Here is a 19,868-nt window from a genome sequence, read left to right on the forward strand (position 1 = left end):
CAGGTTGTTGCTATGGAACTTCTTTTGCTGGTCTGGCGTCAGTATCGCTGGCCGTTTATTGCCGTTCTCGCGCTGACGTTACTGAGCGCGGCGCTTGGCATTGGTCTTATTGCCTTTATCAATCTGCGTTTAATCGAAACCGTAGACATTTCGCTTGCTGTGTTACCGGAGTTCCTGGGGCTGTTGCTGCTGTTAATGGCCGTTACGCTGGGATCGCAACTGGCCTTGACGGCTCTTGGTCATCACTTTGTTTATCGTATGCGCAGCGAGTTCATAAAGCGCATCCTCGATACCCCCATTGAACGTATTGAACAGCTGGGTAGCGCGTCGTTGCTTGCCGGGCTGACCAGCGATGTGCGCAACATCACTATTGCTTTTGTACGTCTGCCGGAGCTGGTGCAGGGAATAATCCTGACGGTAGGTTCCTCGGCTTATCTGGCATGGTTATCAGGTAAAATGCTGGTGATCACCGCTGTATGGATGGCTATTACTATCTGGGGCGGCTTTGTGCTGGTGTCGCGCGTTTATAAACATATTGCGACCTTACGTGAAACCGAAGACAAGCTGTACAACGATTTTCAGACCGTACTGGAAGGCCGTAAAGAGCTGACCCTCAACCGGGAACGTGCCGAACATATCTTTAACCATCTCTACCTTCCTGATGCCCGTGAATATCGTCACCATATTATTCGTGCTGACACCTTCCACCTGAGTGCGGTGAACTGGTCGAACATTATGATGCTGGGGGCGATAGGCCTTGTCTTCTGGATGGCAAACAGTCTGGGCTGGGCCGATACCAACGTGGCGGCGACCTACTCGCTGACGCTGCTCTTCCTGCGCACTCCCTTGCTCTCTGCCGTAGGCGCGTTACCTACGCTGCTCAGCGCTCAGGTCGCTTTCAATAAGCTCAAACAATTCTCACTGACGCCTTATAAAGCCGACTTTCCCCGCCCGCAACGTTACCCGGACTGGAAGACGCTTGAACTGCGCGATGTGACCTTCGCCTACCAGGACAATACCTTTTCCGTGGGGCCTGTTAACCTGACCCTGAAGCGCGGTGAGCAGGTGTTCCTGATTGGCGGAAACGGCAGCGGAAAATCCACGCTTGCCATGCTGCTCACCGGGCTGTACCAACCCTCCTCCGGTGAAATTCTGCTCGATGGCAAACCTCTGGCCCAGGAAAAACCGGAAGATTATCGCAAACTCTTCTCGGCTGTTTTCACCGACGTCTGGTTGTTCGATCAGCTGTTGGGGCCGCAGGGGGAGCAGGCTAACCCGCAGCTGGTGGATAAATGGCTTTACCAGCTGAAGATGTCGCATAAACTGACGCTTAAAGACGGTAAAATCCTCGATCTTAAATTATCGAAAGGGCAGAAGAAGCGGGTGGCTCTGCTCCTGGCGCTGGCCGAAGAACGCGACATCTTGCTGCTTGATGAGTGGGCCGCAGACCAGGATCCTCATTTCCGGCGTGAGTTCTATCAGATCCTGCTGCCGTTGATGCAGGAGATGGGCAAGACTATCTTCGCCATCAGCCACGACGATCACTACTTTGTCCATGCCGATCGCCTGCTTGAGATGCGTAACGGGCAGCTCAGCGAGCTGACCGGCGAAGAGCGTGCGCAGGCCTCCCGGGACGCCGTCGCCCGTACCGCATAAGCTATAGCGCCCTCTCTTGCGGGGGCGCTGTCTGTTTTTTCCCCACTCACGCTTCTCGTTTAGTTTTTTTTACACAACCTGCCGCTATGCTTAAGCCTGCCGGATTACTTTGCAGGGACGTTGTTATGTCTGTTATCACCAAAAAGAGCGCCCGCTTACGCGATCAGGAACGCGCTCGCCTGATTTGGTTACTTACCACCCATAAAGCCCTCACCGCAGCGTTGCGTGGAGAACTGACCCTGGCAGAGCAGGTTGATGCGCATGCACTGACCAGTGACATTAATGAAGTAAAGGCTCTGGTCTCGCACCTGCCGCCCCCGTATTTAGCCGACACCCTCGAAGGATTGCCGGTTGAAGGACGTCACGCCCTCTGGCGCACGGTAGAAGATGAGAAGCGCGGCAAAATTCTCCTTGAGGCCTCCGTCAGCGTCTGGGAAGACCTGGTTGAGGAGATGAGCGATAAAGCGTTGCTGAATGCGCTTGAAACTCTCGATATTGATGAGCAGATTTGGCTGGTACAACATCTGCCACGTAACCTCACCGGCCGGCTGCTGGCAACACTACCCGCAGCAGAGCGTGCCCGCGTCTATCAGGTGATGCGGTATCAGGAAAATTGTGTCGGGGCCATCATGGAGTTTGAGGTGATCACCGTCCGACCGGATGTGGCCCTCGAAACGGTCCAGCATGATTTACGCCAGCGTCGTTCGATGCCTGAAAACACCGACAAACTCTTTGTCACCGGAGAGGATGGCATACTGGTCGGTGAACTGGCTCTTCAGACTATCCTGCTTAACACAGGTGACAGGCGCGTCGACGAGGTGATGAACGCCGAACCAGTGGTATTTTCCCCCCATGAAGATGCGGAAGATGCGGCCCGAACCTTCGAGCGCGATAACTTAATCAGTGCGGCGGTGGTGGAACCGGACGGTAAACTGCTGGGTCGCCTGACCATCGATGAAATTATTGACGTGGTCTATGAAGAAACGGATAACGATCTGCGTCGCATGGGAGGGCTCAGCAGTGAAGAGGATGTCTTTGCTCCGGTAACCCGTGCGGTGAAAAACCGCTGGGCATGGCTGGCCATCAATCTGTGCACTGCGTTTATTGCTTCACGGGTTATTGATGGTTTTGAGCACACCATTTCGCAGCTGGTGGCACTGGCCTCTCTGATGCCTATCGTCGCCGGCATTGGCGGCAATACGGGGAATCAAACCATCACGATGATTGTCCGTGCGCTGGCATTGAAAACTATCCAGCCGGGGAACTTTCGGTTTTTAATTTTCCGTGAGCTGGGCGTGGCGCTGATAAATGGTCTGGTATGGGGCGGGATCATGGGGGGCGTGACCTGGCTGCTTTACGGTGACATTGCGCTGGGAGGCGTAATGACGCTGGCGATGGTCCTGAATTTGCTGGTGGCGGCACTGATGGGCGTGACTATACCTATGGTAATGATGCGCCTGGGTCGTGACCCGGCAGTCGGTTCCAGCGTGCTTATTACCGCTATTACCGACACCGGGGGGTTCTTTATTTTTCTTGGACTGGCGACACTTTTTCTGCTGTAGCACCACGTTTGGTATGCAAACGGGCTGGCAGGATGGCCATCGTAATCAGGCCAGCGACAACGCCAATCGCCAGGTTATCGGTCGTGATGGTAGCCACAACGGTGACCAGCATGACCAGGGTTTCGGCAACAGGCGCAACCCGGAGCGTTCCGGGTTGAATACTCTTCCAGTTAAAGGTTTTGACAGCGACAAGCGCCATAATACCGGCCAGCACGACCATCGGAATTTCTGCCATCACCCGGCTTAAAGCGGTGACCAATAGCAGCAGAACCAGGCCCGCTGCCAGCGTTGATACCCGGCTACGGCCTTTGCCCATCTCGACGTTAACAATGGTCTGACCGATCATCGCGCAACCAGCAATCCCGCCATAAAAACCGGCCAGAATATTTGCAATGCCAAGGCCGGTACTTTCGCGGCTTTTGCTGGAAGGGGTATGGGTGATGTCATCCACCAGACGCGCAGTCAGGAGGGATTCCAGCAGGCCAACAAACGCAATGCTCAGCGCACAGGGCCAGACTATTGCGAGCGTGTCGAGGTTCAGGGGAACCAGCCACTGAGTGAACCCTGGCAGACCACCCTGCATCGGGCCTGCGTCACCGACGGTCGGCAGAGATTGCCCGCTATAAAACGAGAATAGCGTCAGGACCACAATCGCCACCAGCGGTGCCGGAATGCTTTTAACAAAGCGCGGCCACCACAGCACTATCAGTAGCGTTAGCGCGAAAAGCGCCAGAATTAGCGGGTCGCGGCTCCAGAAATGTGGCACCTGAGCAAAGAAAATCAGAATGCCCAGCGCATTGACAAAGCCGGTCATGACCGACTGCGGGATAAAGCGCATCAGGCGTGCCATCCGTGTCACACCGAAAATAATCTGAATCACACCCGCAAGCACGACTGCTGGCAGGATGTAGTTCACCCCATGCTGGTGAACCATCGGCCCAATAACCAGCGCGACGGAACCTGCCGCCGCCGTCACCATTGCCGGACGGCCACCCAGAACAGACATACTGATGCACAGCACAACGGAGGCCAGCAGGCTCACCATCGGGCTGACCCCGGCAATCACCGAAAATGAAATAACTTCAGGAATGAGTGCCAGTGCAGTGATAACGCCCGCCAGCGTTTCGCGTGTCAACCGCCGGGGCGAACGCAGAACCTCACTTACGAGGTCAGAAGAACCGTTTATTTTTTCAGACATGACTTCTCGGACTGGAAAGTGACCAAAAGCATAACAAAAAGATATGAGTGCCTCGGTTTTATTAAGGGGCAAAATAGTACTGATAATCAAACCACAATGCCAGTAAAAACGGTTATTTTTAATGCTAAAAAGCAACTTATTAGTAACATTTATATAATGACTATTTAATGTTTAAACATTATTTAAAAACGCCGTTTTAAGTGCTAGGTTAGTCTCGCTAACAAGTTTACCCGCGATAAATGCTAATAAAGCAGCACTAAAAGTAAGGCAATAACATCATGAAAAGAATGACTGCCAAGCTGTTTTCGATGGCTGTCGGGCTTAATGCTGTCTCAGCGGCGGCAAAAGCTAACGCGTCGAAAGCGCAGGAAACGGATGTGCTTTTAATCGGTGGTGGGATCATGAGCGCCACGTTGGGGACCTACCTCCAGGAGCTGGAGCCCAACTGGTCAATCACCATGGTCGAGCGGCTGGATGCCCTGGCGGAAGAGAGCTCCAACGGCTGGAACAATGCCGGTACCGGGCACGCTGCGTTAATGGAACTGAACTACACCCCGCAAAACCAGGATGGTTCTATCAGTATCAAGAAGGCGATTGAGATTAACGAAGCGTTTCGTATCTCTCGCCAGTTCTGGGCGCATCAGGTGGAAACCGGTGTGCTGAGCAATCCCCGCTCCTTTATTAATACCGTTCCGCACATGAGCATGGTGTGGGGCGATGAAAACGTGAATTTCCTGCGTGCCCGTTATAAGGCATTGCAGCAAAGCTCGCTGTTCCGTGGTATGCGTTACTCCGAAAGCCACGACCAGATTAAACAGTGGGCGCCGCTGGTGATGGAAGGGCGCGATCCCCAGCAGAAAGTGGCGGCCACGCGCACGGAGATCGGCACCGACGTCAACTTCGGCGAGATAACTCGCCAGCTGATTACATCGCTGCAGAAAAAAGAGAACTTTTCGCTGAAACTGGGCAGCGAAGTGCGCGCGATTAAACGCAACGCGGACAACACCTGGAACGTCACCATTGCCGGTAAGCATTCGGGCATAGAGCAGGTGGTGAAGACGAAGTTTATCTTCATTGGCGCAGGGGGAGCCGCGCTGAAACTGCTGCAGGAATCGGGCATTCCGGAAGCGGCAGACTACGCCGGGTTCCCGGTGGGAGGACAGTTCCTGGTGTCGGAAAATCCGGACGTGGTGAATCACCATCTGGCGAAGGTCTACGGTCAGGCATCCGTAGGGGCGCCACCGATGTCGGTTCCCCATATCGACACCCGTATCATCGATGGTAAACGCGTGGTGCTCTTCGGACCTTTTGCTACCTTCTCTACCCGTTTCCTGAAAAATGGTTCGTTGTGGGATCTGCTTGGTTCAACCAACCGTTCTAACTTCCTGCCTATGGTCAGCGTCGGACTGACGAACTTTGGTCTGGTGAAGTATCTGGTCAACCAGGTATTGCAGAACGACGACGACCGTTTTGACGCGCTCTGTGAATATTATCCCCTTGCCAAAAAAGAGGACTGGCGTTTGTGGCAGGCGGGTCAGCGGGTGCAAATCATTAAGCGTAACGGGAAAAAAGGTGGCGTGCTGCGCCTTGGCACGGAAGTCGTCAGCGACAAAGAAGGAACCATTGCCGCTCTGCTGGGTGCCTCACCAGGCGCGTCCACGGCGGCCCCGATTATGCTGGAGCTGATGGAAAAAGTGTTCCCGGAAAAAGTGGCCTCACCAGAATGGCAGGCTACGCTCAAAAGGATCATCCCGTTCCTCGGCGTACAGCTGGATGGTAACACCGACGCTGCCAGTGAAGAGTCGCAGTACACCAGCCGTGTGCTGGGGCTTAAGTGCGATGAATCGCTGATTGCCGATGTCACCCCACCGGTACGTAAACCTGCGCAGGTCGTGCCTGCAGATAACGAACCGGTCTCGGATATCGCGCTGTAACCCGCATCCGCCCGGGAAGAGACACCTGTACCGCTCGCCTTTTTATGGCAGTTACCGCGATACTTCCCTCTGCGGCTTCTGGATAAGAGGATCTTTATTTGCGTGAGTACTGATTGCATTTAACGATCCTCTTTGACGCCCCTGCGCATCGCTCCTGTCCCCTTGACAGGATCGTAACAACGCCGTCGGAGAGAGGGGGCCTGGTTTGCCTCTCAGCGTTCTCAGGTCAGGCCTACTGACTGGAGTCAGAAAGCTGGTTATTCAGTGACTGGTAGTCAATCTCGGCATCGGCGTCATCCAGCAGGCGGGTGACGGAGAGCAGTTCTGTAAACTCAGTAAGCAACATCTCTGCGTCCGATTTAAGGGGGCTTTCCGCTGCGTCAACGGCTGTGTTTATCGCCTTTTTTACATTGTCGATGATATCGCGAACGCCGCCGTTTTTGCCTATGGTCAGCATCAGTGCGCTGAGTAACAGTGATTGTGCTTCAACACGCGCCGTAAGCTGTTTTGCTTCTGCGTCCATTTTAGAAATTTTGGCAATCATGCTTATGATGACATTTTTCATCGAATCCCCCGTCTTACACGGTAGTCAGCTTATGTGCACGCAAGTGCCAACGAGCTTAGGTCATTTTATCGGTAAAAGAATGCCGCCTGGCACACATTAGTGAAAACATCATGAGAAGGGGCGGGGGTAAGAAGCCGGTAAATAGCCGCGATAAAAAACAACCGGCATGGTTGATGAACTACCTGCGATGAGGAACCTAAAGGGGGCGAATGAATATTGCCTGAAGAAAGAGGTGGGGGTAGCCGAAAGGCGTCATCTTCCGCCGTGTAAAACTGTTACATATTCATCAATGATATTAGTAGGTAATTTGATCCCACCAGTCAGTCTCCCCCTGTTAAAAAAGTTAATTTAGGAACCTCGGCACATTGGCCTGATCCGTGGAGGTGTAAATGACTGTTTATGTTTTTTATTACAATGATTCCTGCGCACGTGTATTTACTAAAGAGAGTGTGGATAAGGACGCAGCTGCACTTCTTAAAAGACACGGCTACAAAAAACATCATTTTGAGGCTGAAGCAGAAAGCGCTGCCTCCGCGATTGAAATGCTGAAAAATAGTGATGATAGCTATCTTAACGAACTCAAAGAGTACTCGGAGAATATCCTTTTTGTAAGCATGGTCGGGTTAGCAACGATGTGGTAAAGCCGCTTTTTGTTGGTTCATTTTGAGTCCGTATGTTGGGCGAGCGTTTCTGAGTTTGTATGCGCTACAAATTCGGCGCTGCCAGTCGTTCGGTTGCACGGCAGGCACTGGATGGTAACGCGTATGCGTGCGAGGAGTTGGCAGGACATGTAGTAAATGGGCTGATCGGTGTTTGCGTAACAGGGTGGATGAGTAAAGGGGCCAGGTTATCTAAATCAGTTTCACCTTACTTACGCCACTGGCAAAGTGCAGGCATAAAAAAACCAACCGTGAAAGGTTGGTTTTTTTAAGGGATATTTTGGTCGGCACGAGAGGATTTGAACCTCCGACCCCCGACACCCCATGACGGTGCGCTACCAGGCTGCGCTACGTGCCGATTTGTGGCGCTAATAGTACCCTTTTCACAGATGATTGCAAGTACCGATTAACTGAGTGATTCATAATTAATCAATCAGTTAGCGATAAATCGTTTTTCATCCGTCAGAACCTGCAACAGTAAGCTGAGTTGTGGTTTCTGATCTTCTGCCTTCTCGCCCTGAACGTTCCAGGTCTGATAATTGCCGTTCTGATTGAGCAACAATGTCATTTGCGGGGTGGTTATCGCCAGTGCGTTGTTGCTTGCCGCCGTGACCCAGTTATGGCGACGGGTGGCGTTAAACAGATCCTGTCCTTGTGAATACTCATTAGCTGGTGTGCTGACATGCAGCAGGCGCTGCATCAGCGTGGTCATGATGTCTTTATGATCGGTCAGCTTGTTGATGCGCTGGGCAGGCGTACCCGGCCAGTGGATCACTAACGGCACCTGGAGGTTTTCACGGGACCACGCAAAATCATTTTTAGCTTTCGCGGCTGGCATACCGTGACCGGCGGTAATAATGACCACGGTATTCTCCAGTTTGCCGGCGTCACGCAGCGTAGTCAGCAGGCGACCTATCTGCGTATCGACATCGCTCACCGCATGGCTGTAGCGGCGGGTAAAGTTTTGCTGATTGCTGTCCTGGGAACCGGTGCCGTTCAGAGCGACCCATGAGAACCACCGGGTTTCATCCTGCGCGTAGCGACCCAGCCAGTCAATCCACTGATCGGCGGTCTGCGCATCGCTCTGTTTTCTCGCTGCAGGCAGGGAGAAATCAGAAAGCAGTGCCTGCCGGTAAAGCGCGCTACTAAAGCCATCTGAAGAGAAAAGACCCAGCTGATAGCCCTGCTGATTAAGCGCAGTGATCAGTGCGGCGGGCACGCGGGCAGATAACACGCCATCCATATACGCCGGGGAAATGCCATAGAAAAGGCCGAAGTAACCGTTATCTGCGGTATTTCCTGAACTCATATGTTGCGTAAAGTTAATGTTCTGCCCGGCAAAAGCGGCGAGTTGCGGCATCTGCTTTTCATAACGGGAGTAGTTCAGCCCGTCGACGGTAATCAGCAGCACATTATGGCCAGGCCCCATATCCACATAGCGCAAATCGCTGAGAGGGTACTGTACCGACACGGCCTCAGGATTCCCCTGTTCGACCAGGCGACGCTGGTAATCCTGCGCATCAAGCAAACCGTGCTTCTCAAGAAAACGGCGTGCTGTCATCGGATACGAGAGCGGCAGATTCGCACGTTGCATGGTAATGGGGCGATAAAAATTGGCATCAGCCCAGATGTACATCACATGGGTGGCGACAAACGCCACGAAGAAGAACCCGGCCACCGGCTTCGCGTAATGGCGGCGGCGAGTAAGACTGCGCAGTTTTTGCCAGCTCCACGTCGCAAACAGCATCTCAATCAGCAGGATAACCGGCACGCTGATAAACATAAGCTGCCAGTCGCGGGCCATTTCATTCTGATCGGGGTTAATCACCAGTTCCCAGACGATGGGATTGAGATGGAGATGGAAACGGGTAAAAACTTCACTGTCGATAAGTAAAAGCGTCATGCCCACGGTCGCCAGAATGGCGGAGAGCGCGCGCATCAGACGTTGCGACATCACAACAAACGTGAGAGGAAATAAAATCAGTAGATAGGTCGCAAAGACCAAAAAACTAAAATGCCCGACAACGCTCAGGTAAGAATAAATTCGTCCGGCGAGGGTTGTCGGCCAGTCGGCAACAAAGAGATAGCGGCTACCGAGCACCATGGACAACAGAATATTGAACAGGGCGAACCAGTGCCCCCAGCTAACCATCTGGGAGACTTTTTCTCGGTAGGGCTGACGATGAGTCACCATATAATGTCGCTGTTTACCTTAGTGCGCTTTATCGTCATTAACAGACGATTGCAGAGCCTGAGCGAAAGACTTTGCGATAGCCTGGCGCTGAGCGGGTGCAACGCTGGTATTGATCAAATTCGTCACCATGTTCCCAAGAACCATCAGGGAAAGATCGGTTGGTGTCTTATGCTGCTCCAGCACCTGGGCCAGTTCACTCAGCAGTTGCTCTACGTGTTCATCACTATAACGGGAAATCTGTGGCATAAATCGAAATCTGTTTATTCATAAAGTCCAACATATTACCGTAGCAACAGCTTTTTTTCTGCTTTTTTATCAGCGGTTGCACAGTTGCCTGGGGGATGGTTGAATACCGCCCGGTCACAAAGGAGAGTTTATCATGAGTCTGGATATCAACCAGATTGCCCTGCATCAGCTTATCAAGCGCGATGAGCAGAATCTTGAGCTGGTGCTGCGCGATTCACTGCTGGAACCGACAGCCCCCGTTGAGGAGATGGTTGCCGAGTTACACCGGGTCTACAGCGCCAAAAATAAAGCCTATGGCATGTTTAATGAAGAGAGCGAACTGGCAGAAGCTCTGCGCCAGCAACGTCAGGGTGAAGAGGATTTTCTGGCCTTTAGCCGTGCAGCGACCGGACGCCTGCGTGATGAACTGGTGAAGTACCCGTTTGCTGACGGCGGCGTGGTGCTCTTCTGTCATTACCGCTACCTGGCTGTCGAATATCTGTTGATAACGGTGTTGAACAACCTCAGCAGCATGCGCGTCAACGAACAGCTGGACATCAGTGCAACGCATTATCTGGACATCAACCACGCCGATATCGTGGCGCGTATTGATTTAACCGAATGGGAAACCAACCCGGAGTCCAGCCGTTATCTGACCTTCCTGAAAGGGCGGGTAGGGCGAAAGGTTTCTGATTTCTTTATGGACTTCCTGGGTGCCAGTGAAGGATTAAACGCAAAAGCTCAGAACCGTGGCCTGCTGCAGGCGGTGGATGACTTTACCGCGCAAGCCGAGCTGGATAAGTCTGAGCGCCAGGAGGTCCGTAAGCAGGTCTATACCTACTGCAATGAGCAGTTGCAGGCGGGCGAAGAAATTGAGCTGGCGTCTTTATCGAAAGAGTTAGCCGGTGTCAGTGAAGTCAGCTTCCAGGACTTTACCGCCGAAAAAGGCTATGAGCTCGAAGAGAGTTTTCCGGCAGACCGCAGTACGTTACGCCAGCTAACCAAATATGCGGGTAGCGGCGGCGGCCTGACCATTAACTTCGATGCCATGCTATTGGGCGAGCGCATCTTCTGGGACCCGGCCACGGATACCCTGACCATTAAAGGCACCCCGCCTAATCTTCGCGATCAGCTCCAGCGCAGAATGAGCGGTAAATAATTTGCCCATAAAAAAACCCCGCATGGCGGGGTTTTTTTTCGACGATGTCGGCGATTACGCGCGAACGAAGTCGATGTGAGTCAGTTTTGGCTTGAACGGGTGACGCTGAACAGCCTGAACTTTCACTTTTACTTCTTTGCCGTCAACGGCAAGGGTCAGAACTTCAGTGTAGAAACCTTCTTTAGTCTGGGTGTTCCATACTTTGTCGTGATCCAGTTCAACAGCGAACGGCGCTTCTTCACCACCGTAAACGATAGCTGGGAATTTGTTCGCTGCGCGCAGGCGGCGGCTCGCACCCTTACCCTGCTCTTTACGTACTTCTGCATTAATAGTAAACATTTAAAACTCTCTTCTATAGTTCCTGCTGCAGGCGACCCAGCAACAGGCAGATTTTCTGCTCTGCGGATGCAAAAGCGGGCGGGATTATACCCATATCCCCCCTCTGTGACAAGTCACACGGGCGTGAGTTAACCCCGTAACTCATTGGCACGGCGAAAGCGTCCCTCATAATCGAACACTTTTTCGCGTACCTGCCAGAACTGCCCTTTCATGCGTGCGACCACAAAATCCGGGTGGCGCAGTAGCGCCTGCTGGGCAATGATATCGGCGGACGTTATCCAGCGCAGCGGCACGCCGGGTGTACGGGTGTGCGGGCGTATAAAAAGTTGCTCGAAGGCGGTACGCTGCGCCGGAGTCTGCAAGCGGTAACGCTCACTGACGTCGGCCCCGTCTTCATCGTAATAGGTGATTTTCAGCCATTCGCCTTTATCATCAGCGCCGTGCTGTAAATCCATCCCGCTACAGCGCAGCACCAGCGCATCTTTGAGTTTCAGCGCGGCTTTCAGCATGTCATCGGGATCGACCAGAATAGCGTCGCAGCTACGACAACGGCGGGCAGCAATATCGTTTTCCGCATTACACTGCGGGCAATTTTTAAAGCGAAAACGGTAATCACACTGCTCGCGAAGCCCGTCATCATCTTCAAACCACCCCTGACAGCGACGACCAAAGTGCTCAATGAGTTTGCCGTCACTGGTGGTTTTGCCCCAGAAGGTATTAGCAAAGCCGCAGGCCGGGCAGAAGACCTGCACCGGCACGTTATCGCTTTTACCTTTTGGTGAGCCCACTTCGGGAGCGTAAAGATCGTGTGGATTCCCGGCATAGTCGAGGATCAGACAGTCGGTTTTACCCGGCGCCAGACGCAGACCGCGGCCCACAATTTGCTGATACAAACTGACGGACTCCGTCGGGCGCAGAATCGCAATAAGATCGACATGCGGGGCATCAAAGCCGGTGGTGAGTACGGAGACGTTGACCAGAAAGCGAAACTGCTGCGCTTTAAACGCATTTATCAGCGCGTCCCGCTCGGGGCCGGGTGTTTCGCCCGTGATCAGTGCGGCATCATCCGCCGGCAGCAGACCGGTAATTTCACGGGCATGCTCAACGGTGGCGGCGAAAATCATCACCCCTTTACGTGATGCTGCAAACTCAACTATCTGACTAATGATGTGTGGCGTTATGCGCTGCTGCTTTTTCAGCTCGCGATTCATGTCTGCATCACTGAACAGCCCGTTGCTCTGTACCTGCAGGCGGCTGAAATCATACTGTACAACGGGCATATCCAGCCGCTCCGGCGGCGTAAGATAGCCGTGCTTGATCATATAGCGCAGTGGCAGTTCATAAATACAGTCGCGAAACAGCGCGTTAGCATCTCCACGCACCATGCCGTGGTAATGAAAACGATAAATCCAGCCTTTGCCCAACCGAAAGGGGGTAGCGGTCAGGCCGAGCAGCCGCACGCGGGGATTTACCTTGCGCAGATGTTGTAAAATCTGCTGATATTGACTTTCATCGTCGTCGCTGATGCGGTGGCACTCATCGACAATCAGCAATGAAAATTCACCCTGAAAGTGGTCGAGATTACGCGCAACCGACTGCACGCTACCGAACACCACTTTCCCTTCGCTCTGCTTGCTTTTCAGGCCAGCGGCGTAAATATCCGCTTCCAGCCCGAGAGCGAGGTATTTGGCGTGGTTTTGCGCCACCAGTTCTTTCACATGGGCGAGGACGAGCACGCGTCCGCGCGCGACTCTTGCCAGCTCGGCAATCACGAGGCTTTTGCCCGCGCCGGTCGGCAGGACAATCACGGCAGGTTCATCATGGTGGCGAAAGTGGGCGAGGGTGGCGTCGACCGCTTCGCGCTGATAAGGGCGTAAAGTAAAAGTCATGCTCTTCATGGTGTGACAACATCAATGTCACAAGTATGCCACGAATCTTTCCCTTGAGCGGAGTAGAATGACCGCTATACTGACAGGCGTAAATCACCTGAGCCTTCTTAAGGACGAAAGTCCTGCTCCCAGCACCATACAGGCAAAACAACTTCATGCGACTTGATAAATTTATCGCTCAGCAACTCGGCGTAAGCCGTGCTATTGCCGGGCGTCAAATCCGCGCCAGCCACGTTACGGTAGACGGCGAAATTGTAAGAGATGCGGCGTTCAAACTGCTCCCGGAACAGGAGGTAGAGTATGAGGGTAACGCACTGGCCCAGCAGACAGGCCCGCGTTACTTCATGCTCAATAAACCCCAGGGTTATGTGTGTTCTACCGACGATCCCGATCATCCGACCGTGCTCTATTTTCTTGATGAGCCCGTCGCGCACAAATTGCATGCAGCGGGGCGCCTGGATATCGATACCACCGGGCTGGTTCTGATGACCGACGACGGACAATGGTCGCACCGTATTACCTCGCCGCGCCACCATTGCGAGAAGACCTATCTGGTTGAACTGGAGTCACCAGTCTCAGAGGATACCGCCGCGCAGTTTGCCAAAGGCGTGCAACTGCATAATGAAAAAGATCTCACCCGCCCGGCACATCTTGAAGTGATCACCCCAACCCAGGTGCGCCTGACTATCAGTGAAGGCCGTTACCACCAGGTCAAACGTATGTTTGCCGCCGTGGGCAACCACGTTGTGGGCCTGCACCGTGAGCGTATCGGCGCAATTGCGCTCGATGACGGAATGGCAGAGGGGGAGTACCGCCCGCTGACAGAAGAAGAGATAGCCAGCGTCGGGTTACCGCCGCACTGAGACAGGAGCTTGACGTGACCACCAGGCCACACTCATCACTGAGTATTGTTTTCATCCTTGGCCTGCTGGCCATGCTAATGCCGCTGTCGATTGATATGTATCTGCCCGCACTGCCGGTTATCGCTGAGCAGTTTGGTGTACCTGCGGGCAGTGCGCAAATGACCCTCAGCACCTACATTCTGGGTTTTGCGCTGGGACAACTGCTTTACGGGCCGATGGCCGACAGTATCGGACGTAAACCGGTTATCCTTGGCGGCACGCTGATTTTCGCCGCTGCCGCCGTCGCCTGTGCGCTGGCACAAACTATCGATCAGCTCATTACCATGCGCTTTTTTCACGGTCTCGCTGCCGCCGCGGCGAGCGTGGTAATCAATGCCCTGATGCGGGATATCTATCCGCGAGAAGAATTTTCCCGCATGATGTCTTTCGTCATGCTGGTGACCACGATTGCCCCTTTACTGGCACCTATGGTGGGCGGGGCGGTGCTGATTTGGTTTAGCTGGCACACTATCTTCTGGATCCTTGCCATTGCGGCGTTGCTGGCCTCAGCCATGATCGCGTTTTTCATTCGTGAAACCTTGCCGCCGGAGCGACGTCAGCCTTTTCACCTGCGTACCACGGTGGGCAATTTTGCCGCTTTATTTCGCCATAAACGCGTACTGAGCTACATGCTGGCAAGTGGCTTTAGTTTTGCCGGCATGTTCTCTTTTCTCAGTGCCGGGCCTTTTGTTTACATCGAAGTCAACCATGTTTCCCCGCAGAATTTTGGCTATTACTTCGCGTTAAACATCGTGTTTCTGTTCCTGTTGACCATTATTAACGGACGGTTTGTACGCCGCGTAGGCGCGCTGAACATGTTCCGTGGCGGGCTGTGGATCCAGTTTGCTATGGCTGTCTGGATGGTGGTTACGGCACTGCTGGGGGCCGGTTTCTGGTCGCTGGTGGTAGGGGTTGCCGCCTTTATTGGCTGCGTCTCGCTGGTGTCCTCGAATGCGATGGCGGTGATTTTAGATGAGTTTCCACACATGGCTGGCACCGCGTCCTCTCTGGCCGGCACGTTCCGCTTTGGTATCGGGGCTATTGTGGGTGCGCTGTTATCGCTGTCGACCTTCACCTCCGCCTGGCCGATGATTGGCTCAATCAGCCTCTGCGCGACCTGCTCAATTCTCTTTTACCTCTACGCCAGCCGCGGTAAAAAATCTGCCTGACTGCGGTGAGTGGCTATCAACAAAAGGGAGCAAAATTGCTTCCTTTTTTGACACATATCAACCCAAACCGACTTACATTCGCACGCGTTTGTTTCTTTTATGTAAAATCAATTAATGTAAAAAGTCACATCCTTGTAGTGAAAAAGGTTGAGTTAGATCTCATAAACAGGTACATATAGCCGAAAAAGTGGCAGCTGTTCGACAAGAAAACCTTATTAAATGAACCGCTAATCCGCATGACACAACGCTTTTCACCTTTTCACCGTAGGTGGCGCGACGATTTGTCAATAATGTGTTAACATGATTGTAAAATATTTGTGAAGTTAAGTGACTTCCGGGGAATGAACGTGAATACATTACAACTCTCCATCATCCATCGTCTCCCTCAGAGCTATCGCTGGCTGGATGGTTTTGCAGGTGCCAGGGTTGAACCGATTCCGCAGAATGGTAACGATGCGGAAGGTAGCCTGGTCGCCCTGAAGCTGCTGAGTCCGGACGGTGATAACGCCTGGCCGGTAATGCATAAACTCAGTCAGGCGTTAAGTGATATTGAAGTGGATTGCTCTGTGGTGGAGTGCGAAGGGGAACCCTGCCTGTTCGTAAACTGTCAGGATGAGCACGCGGCGACCTGTCGTCTGAAAAACTTCGGTGTAGCCATCGCCGAGCCGTTTACCCGCCAGAACCCGTTTTGAGCGTCAGCGTAGCGCCAGCAGCTGACGCGTGTACGCCTGTTGCGGGTTGTTGAAGACCTGCTCGCACTCTCCCTGCTCGACCACTTCCCCTTGTCTTAGCACGATAACCTGATGGCATAAGGCTCGCACGACCTGCAAATCGTGGCTGATAAAAATGTAGGCCAGCCTGTGCGTCTGCTGAAGGGTCTTGAGTAACGTCAGAATCTGAGCCTGCACGGTGCGGTCAAGCGACGAGGTCGGTTCATCGAGAATAATAAGTGACGGTTTCAGAATCAGCGCACGGGCAATCGCGATACGCTGGCGCTGGCCCCCCGAAAACTCACCGGGAAACCGCCGACGTGTCTCAGGATCCAGTCCCACCTCTTCCATTACCCGAACCACCTGATCCTCCCGCGCCTGTGGGGTCAGCGTTGGCTGATGCACCCGCAGCCCCTCTTCGATGATTTGCTGAACATTAAGTCGCGGATTAAGCGATGAGTTAGGATCCTGGAAGACCACCTGAATACGATGGCGTACTGGCAGCATCTTTTTGCGATCCCACTGGTCAATGGGCTGCCCATCAAAATGAATCTTCCCGTCAGAGGCAATCAGGCGCAGCAGCGCAAGGCCCGTGGTGCTTTTACCTGAACCCGATTCCCCTACCAGCCCCAGCGTCTCACCGGGGCGCAGGTTAAAACTCACCCCTTTGACCACCTCATTATGCCCAACGACACGCTTCAGGACGCCCTTACGAATGGGGAAACGCACCCCCAGGTTCTCCACACGCAACAGCGGGGCCGTGGCTGTCGGCAGGGGAACGGGATCTCCGGCCGGTTCACTGTTAATCAGCCGTTGCGTATAGGGGTGAGCTGGGGCGGAAAAAAGGGCTTCCGTGCGGTTTTGTTCCACGCATTTGCCGTTCTGCATCACCGCAACGTTGTCCGCCAGTTTTCTGACGATGCCAAGGTTGTGGGTGATAAACAGCAACCCCATGTTGAGCTCATGGCGCAGCTCCTGTAACAGTGCGAGGATTTGCGCCTGAACGGTCACGTCCAGGGCCGTTGTGGGTTCATCGGCAATCAGCAGCTCTGGTTTCGTCAGCAATGCCATAGCAATCATCACGCGCTGGCGTTCGCCGCCGGAAAGCTGATGCGGAAAATCCCCCAGGCGCTGGCGGGCGTTACGAATACCTACGCGATCGAGGCAGGTGAGGATCTCTGCCCTGGCTGCTTCGCGGCGCATGCCACGATGCAACGAAAGCACTTCATAAAGTTGTTTCTCCACGTTATGTAACGGGTTCAGCGACACCATCGGCTCCTGAAAAATCATGGCGACCTTGTTACCGCGCACCTGACGCAACGTCTTCTCGCTGGCGTGCAGCAGACTTACACCATGAAAAAAGATGTCACCCTGCGGATAAACAACGGGGGGGGAGGGGAGCAGGCGCAGAATCGACAGGGCGCTTACGCTCTTACCGGACCCGGATTCGCCGACCAGCGCCAGGGTTTCGCCTGCATGAACCTGTAAGGAGAGATCGCTTACCACGGTGCGCAGGGTCGCCTGCTGGCGAAAGGCGATAGAGAGGGAATCAATGTGTAACAGCGGGGTTGTCATTTCAGACCGCCTTATTGGGATCAAAGGCGTCGCGCACGGCTTCACCAATAAATATCAACAGTGATAAAAGCACCGCGACGGACAGAAAGGCTGCAATACCCAGCCACGGTGCCTGGAGGTTATTTTTACCCTGTAACAGCAGCTCGCCCAGAGAAGGCGACCCCAGAGGTAAACCGAAGCCGAGGAAGTCGAGGGAGGTGAGCGTTGAGATGGAGCTGCATAAAATAAACGGCAAAAAGGTGAGGGTTGCGACCATCGCATTGGGCAGCATGTGGCGCAGCATTATGCTGCGATCGTTTACCCCAAGTGCCTGTGCCGCCCGTATATAGTCAAAGTTGCGGGTGCGAAGAAATTCAGCACGCACCACGCCCACCAGACTCATCCAGCCAAATAATACGGTAATCGCCAGCAGCCACCAGAATCCCGGTTGCACCACGCTCGAGAGCAAAATAATCAGGAACAGCGTTGGCATGCCTGACCACACCTCAATAAAGCGCTGCCCCCAGAGGTCGATCCTGCCGCCGTAGTAGCCCTGAATCGCGCCGGCCAGCACGCCAATTACGCAGGAGCAGACGGTGAGCATCAGGCCAAAGAGCAGGGAAATGCGTGTGCCATAGAGAATGCGCGCCAGTACGTCGCCACCGTTTGCATCAGTACCGAGCCAGTTTTGTGCAGAGGGCGGGGAGGGGAAGGGCTGCGTGGTACTGTAATTAATGCTGCGCGCGCCGAAGCGAATCGGCGCCTGTAGCATCCAGCCGTGCTGGTTTATCTGGTTTTGCAGCCAGGGATCCTGATAATCCGCCGGGGTGGCAAAGGGGCCGCCAAACTCACTCTCGCTGTAATTTGCCACCACTGGCACGTACCACTGCCCCTGATAGCGTACCAGCAGCGGTTTATCATTCGCGATCAGTTCAGCGCAGAGGCTGAAGGCGAACAGCAGCATAAAAATCCACAGCGACCAGTAGCCGCGACGATTGTGGCGAAAGCGCGCCCAACGGGTCTGATTGACGTAGCTTAAGTGAAACATCAGCGTCCCTCGAAATCGATACGCGGGTCGACCAGCGTGTAACTGATATCACTGAGGATATTCAGCAGCAGGCCGATCAGGGTGAAAATATAGAGCGTACCAAACATCACCGGATAATCCCTGGAGACGGTCGCTTCATAACCCAGCAGGCCGAGGCCGTTTAGCGAAAAAATCACCTCAATTAACAGCGAGCCGGTAAAGAACATGCTGATGAAGGTCGCGGGGAAGCCGGCAATAACCAGCAGCATGGCGTTACGGAAGACATGCTTGCGCATAATCGGCCCCTCGCTGACCCCTTTTGCCCGCGCGGTAACCACGTACTGCTTACGGATCTCATCCATAAAGGAATTTTTAGTGAGCATGGTCAGTGCGGCAAAGCCGCCAATCACCGTTGCCAGTACCGGTAAGGTGATGTGCCATAAGTAGTCGGTGATTTTGCCATACCAGGGCAGGGTATCGAAGTTTGCGGATACCAGCCCTCGCAGTGGGAAGATGTCGTAATAGCTGCCGCCGGCAAAGAAAACAATTAACAGAATGGCAAACAGAAATGCCGGGATCGCGTAGCCGATGATAATGAACGCACTGCTCCAGATATCAAACCGACTGCCGTTACAGACGGCTTTACGAATGCCAAGCGGGATGGAAACCAGGTAGATAATCAGCGTTCCCCACAGGCCGAGCGTAATCGAAACCGGCATACTCTCTTTGATAAGCTGCAGGACGGAGGCACTGCGGAACAGGCTCTCGCCAAAATCAAAACGCACGTAATCCCGGAGCATTTTGAAATAACGCTCATGCAGGGGCTTATCAAAACCGTAACGCTGCGTAATTTCGGCGATCACCTCAGGATCCAGCCCACGGCCACCGCGGTAGTGGCTGTCATTGCTCAGCGCGCTGCCAACACCGGTGCGGGCGTGAGTGGCGCTGGCACCCTCTGTCGTTGTGCCCGGCAATCCGGTCTGATGACCAAATTCAATAGCGGCGATGGCCTGATCAACCGGGCCGCCTGGTGCTATCTGCACAATAAAAAAGTTAATGGTGATAATGGCCCACAACGTCGGGATTATCAGCAATAAGCGGCGAATCAGATAAGCGCCCATTCCTT

The 19,868-nt window shown here is 53.7% G+C and carries 17 protein-coding genes and 1 tRNA gene; 8 read left to right on the top strand and 10 right to left on the bottom strand.

The features are described 5' to 3' along the window. Positions 1-12 precede the first annotated feature (12 nt). Both KXR87_RS02860 and mgtE read left to right on the top strand, forming a co-directional pair. Positions 13-1,656: a multidrug ABC transporter permease/ATP-binding protein gene (locus KXR87_RS02860; protein WP_437430758.1), complete on the top strand. Its 1,644-nt coding sequence runs from the start codon at positions 13-15 to the stop codon at positions 1,654-1,656. Between the two features lie 125 nt (positions 1,657-1,781). Continuing rightward, on the top strand, positions 1,782-3,218 hold the full coding sequence (gene mgtE / locus KXR87_RS02865; protein WP_437430759.1) for a magnesium transporter: 1,437 nt from the start codon (positions 1,782-1,784) through the stop codon (positions 3,216-3,218). On the opposite strand, the gene KXR87_RS02870 is transcribed toward mgtE, so the two are convergent. Beyond that, positions 3,181-4,416: a SulP family inorganic anion transporter gene (locus KXR87_RS02870; protein WP_437430760.1), complete on the bottom strand. Its 1,236-nt coding sequence runs from the start codon at positions 4,414-4,416 to the stop codon at positions 3,181-3,183. The genes mgtE and KXR87_RS02870 overlap by 38 nt on opposite strands. Before the next feature lie 278 nt (positions 4,417-4,694). On the opposite strand from KXR87_RS02870, the gene mqo reads away from it, so the two are divergent. Beyond that, a complete protein-coding gene (gene mqo / locus KXR87_RS02875) occupies positions 4,695-6,350 on the top strand; it encodes a malate dehydrogenase (quinone) (protein ID WP_437430761.1) in 1,656 nt (551 codons plus the stop codon). Positions 6,351-6,582: 232 nt separating this feature from the next. On the opposite strand, the gene iraP is transcribed toward mqo, so the two are convergent. After that, on the bottom strand, positions 6,583-6,915 hold the full coding sequence (gene iraP / locus KXR87_RS02880) for an anti-adapter protein IraP (protein WP_437430762.1): 333 nt from the start codon (positions 6,913-6,915) through the stop codon (positions 6,583-6,585). 389 nt (positions 6,916-7,304) lie between these two features. Between iraP and KXR87_RS02885 the strand changes: the two genes are divergently transcribed. Then, on the top strand, positions 7,305-7,556 hold the full coding sequence (locus KXR87_RS02885) for a hypothetical protein (RefSeq protein ID WP_437430763.1): 252 nt from the start codon (positions 7,305-7,307) through the stop codon (positions 7,554-7,556). A gap of 299 nt (positions 7,557-7,855) precedes the next feature. Here KXR87_RS02885 and KXR87_RS02890 read toward each other — a convergent pair. From KXR87_RS02890 to KXR87_RS02900, 3 genes are all read right to left on the bottom strand, one after another. Beyond that, positions 7,856-7,932: transfer RNA gene (locus tag KXR87_RS02890), tRNA-Pro, on the bottom strand. 75 nt (positions 7,933-8,007) lie between these two features. Continuing rightward, the gene (yejM, locus tag KXR87_RS02895) at positions 8,008-9,768 is read right to left on the bottom strand and encodes an LPS biosynthesis-modulating metalloenzyme YejM (RefSeq protein ID WP_437430764.1); all 1,761 of its coding nucleotides are present in this window, start codon (positions 9,766-9,768) and stop codon (positions 8,008-8,010) included. An 18-nt stretch (positions 9,769-9,786) separates the two neighbouring features. Next, complete coding sequence (locus tag KXR87_RS02900) at positions 9,787-10,014, bottom strand: YejL family protein (protein ID WP_437430765.1); 228 nt, start codon at positions 10,012-10,014, stop codon at positions 9,787-9,789. Positions 10,015-10,147: 133 nt separating this feature from the next. Here KXR87_RS02900 and yejK point away from each other — a divergent pair, with 133 nt between their 5' ends. Continuing rightward, a complete protein-coding gene (yejK, locus tag KXR87_RS02905; RefSeq protein WP_437430766.1) occupies positions 10,148-11,152 on the top strand; it encodes a nucleoid-associated protein YejK in 1,005 nt (334 codons plus the stop codon). Positions 11,153-11,206: 54 nt separating this feature from the next. On the opposite strand, the gene rplY is transcribed toward yejK, so the two are convergent. Continuing rightward, the gene (gene rplY / locus KXR87_RS02910; RefSeq protein ID WP_437430767.1) at positions 11,207-11,491 is read right to left on the bottom strand and encodes a 50S ribosomal protein L25; all 285 of its coding nucleotides are present in this window, start codon (positions 11,489-11,491) and stop codon (positions 11,207-11,209) included. A 128-nt stretch (positions 11,492-11,619) separates the two neighbouring features. Continuing rightward, the gene (locus KXR87_RS02915; RefSeq protein ID WP_437430768.1) at positions 11,620-13,380 is read right to left on the bottom strand and encodes a DEAD/DEAH box helicase; all 1,761 of its coding nucleotides are present in this window, start codon (positions 13,378-13,380) and stop codon (positions 11,620-11,622) included. A 155-nt stretch (positions 13,381-13,535) separates the two neighbouring features. On the opposite strand from KXR87_RS02915, the gene rsuA reads away from it, so the two are divergent. The 3 genes from rsuA to KXR87_RS02930 all read left to right on the top strand — a co-directional run bounded on the left by rsuA (position 13,536) and on the right by KXR87_RS02930 (position 16,143). Beyond that, on the top strand, positions 13,536-14,243 hold the full coding sequence (rsuA, locus tag KXR87_RS02920) for a 16S rRNA pseudouridine(516) synthase RsuA (RefSeq protein ID WP_437430769.1): 708 nt from the start codon (positions 13,536-13,538) through the stop codon (positions 14,241-14,243). Positions 14,244-14,257: 14 nt separating this feature from the next. Beyond that, the gene (locus KXR87_RS02925) at positions 14,258-15,451 is read left to right on the top strand and encodes a Bcr/CflA family multidrug efflux MFS transporter (protein WP_437430770.1); all 1,194 of its coding nucleotides are present in this window, start codon (positions 14,258-14,260) and stop codon (positions 15,449-15,451) included. A gap of 347 nt (positions 15,452-15,798) precedes the next feature. Continuing rightward, positions 15,799-16,143, top strand: coding sequence for a YejG family protein (locus KXR87_RS02930; protein WP_437430771.1), 345 nt, complete (start codon positions 15,799-15,801; stop codon positions 16,141-16,143). 3 nt (positions 16,144-16,146) lie between these two features. On the opposite strand, the gene yejF is transcribed toward KXR87_RS02930, so the two are convergent. The 3 genes from yejF to KXR87_RS02945 are packed head-to-tail and all read right to left on the bottom strand — an operon-like array spanning position 16,147 to position 19,863. Beyond that, entirely contained in the window at positions 16,147-17,736 is a 1,590-nt protein-coding gene (gene yejF, locus KXR87_RS02935; protein ID WP_437430772.1) for a microcin C ABC transporter ATP-binding protein YejF, read from the bottom strand. Position 17,737: 1 nt separating this feature from the next. Beyond that, a complete protein-coding gene (locus KXR87_RS02940) occupies positions 17,738-18,763 on the bottom strand; it encodes a microcin C ABC transporter permease (RefSeq protein ID WP_437430773.1) in 1,026 nt (341 codons plus the stop codon). Then, on the bottom strand, positions 18,763-19,863 hold the full coding sequence (locus KXR87_RS02945) for a microcin C ABC transporter permease YejB (protein WP_437430774.1): 1,101 nt from the start codon (positions 19,861-19,863) through the stop codon (positions 18,763-18,765). The genes KXR87_RS02940 and KXR87_RS02945 overlap by 1 nt, the downstream gene beginning before the upstream one ends. Between the last annotated feature and the right edge of the window lie 5 nt (positions 19,864-19,868).

This window comes from Yokenella regensburgei (assembly GCF_051486985.1).
Taxonomy (GTDB): domain Bacteria; phylum Pseudomonadota; class Gammaproteobacteria; order Enterobacterales; family Enterobacteriaceae; genus CBFFRJ01.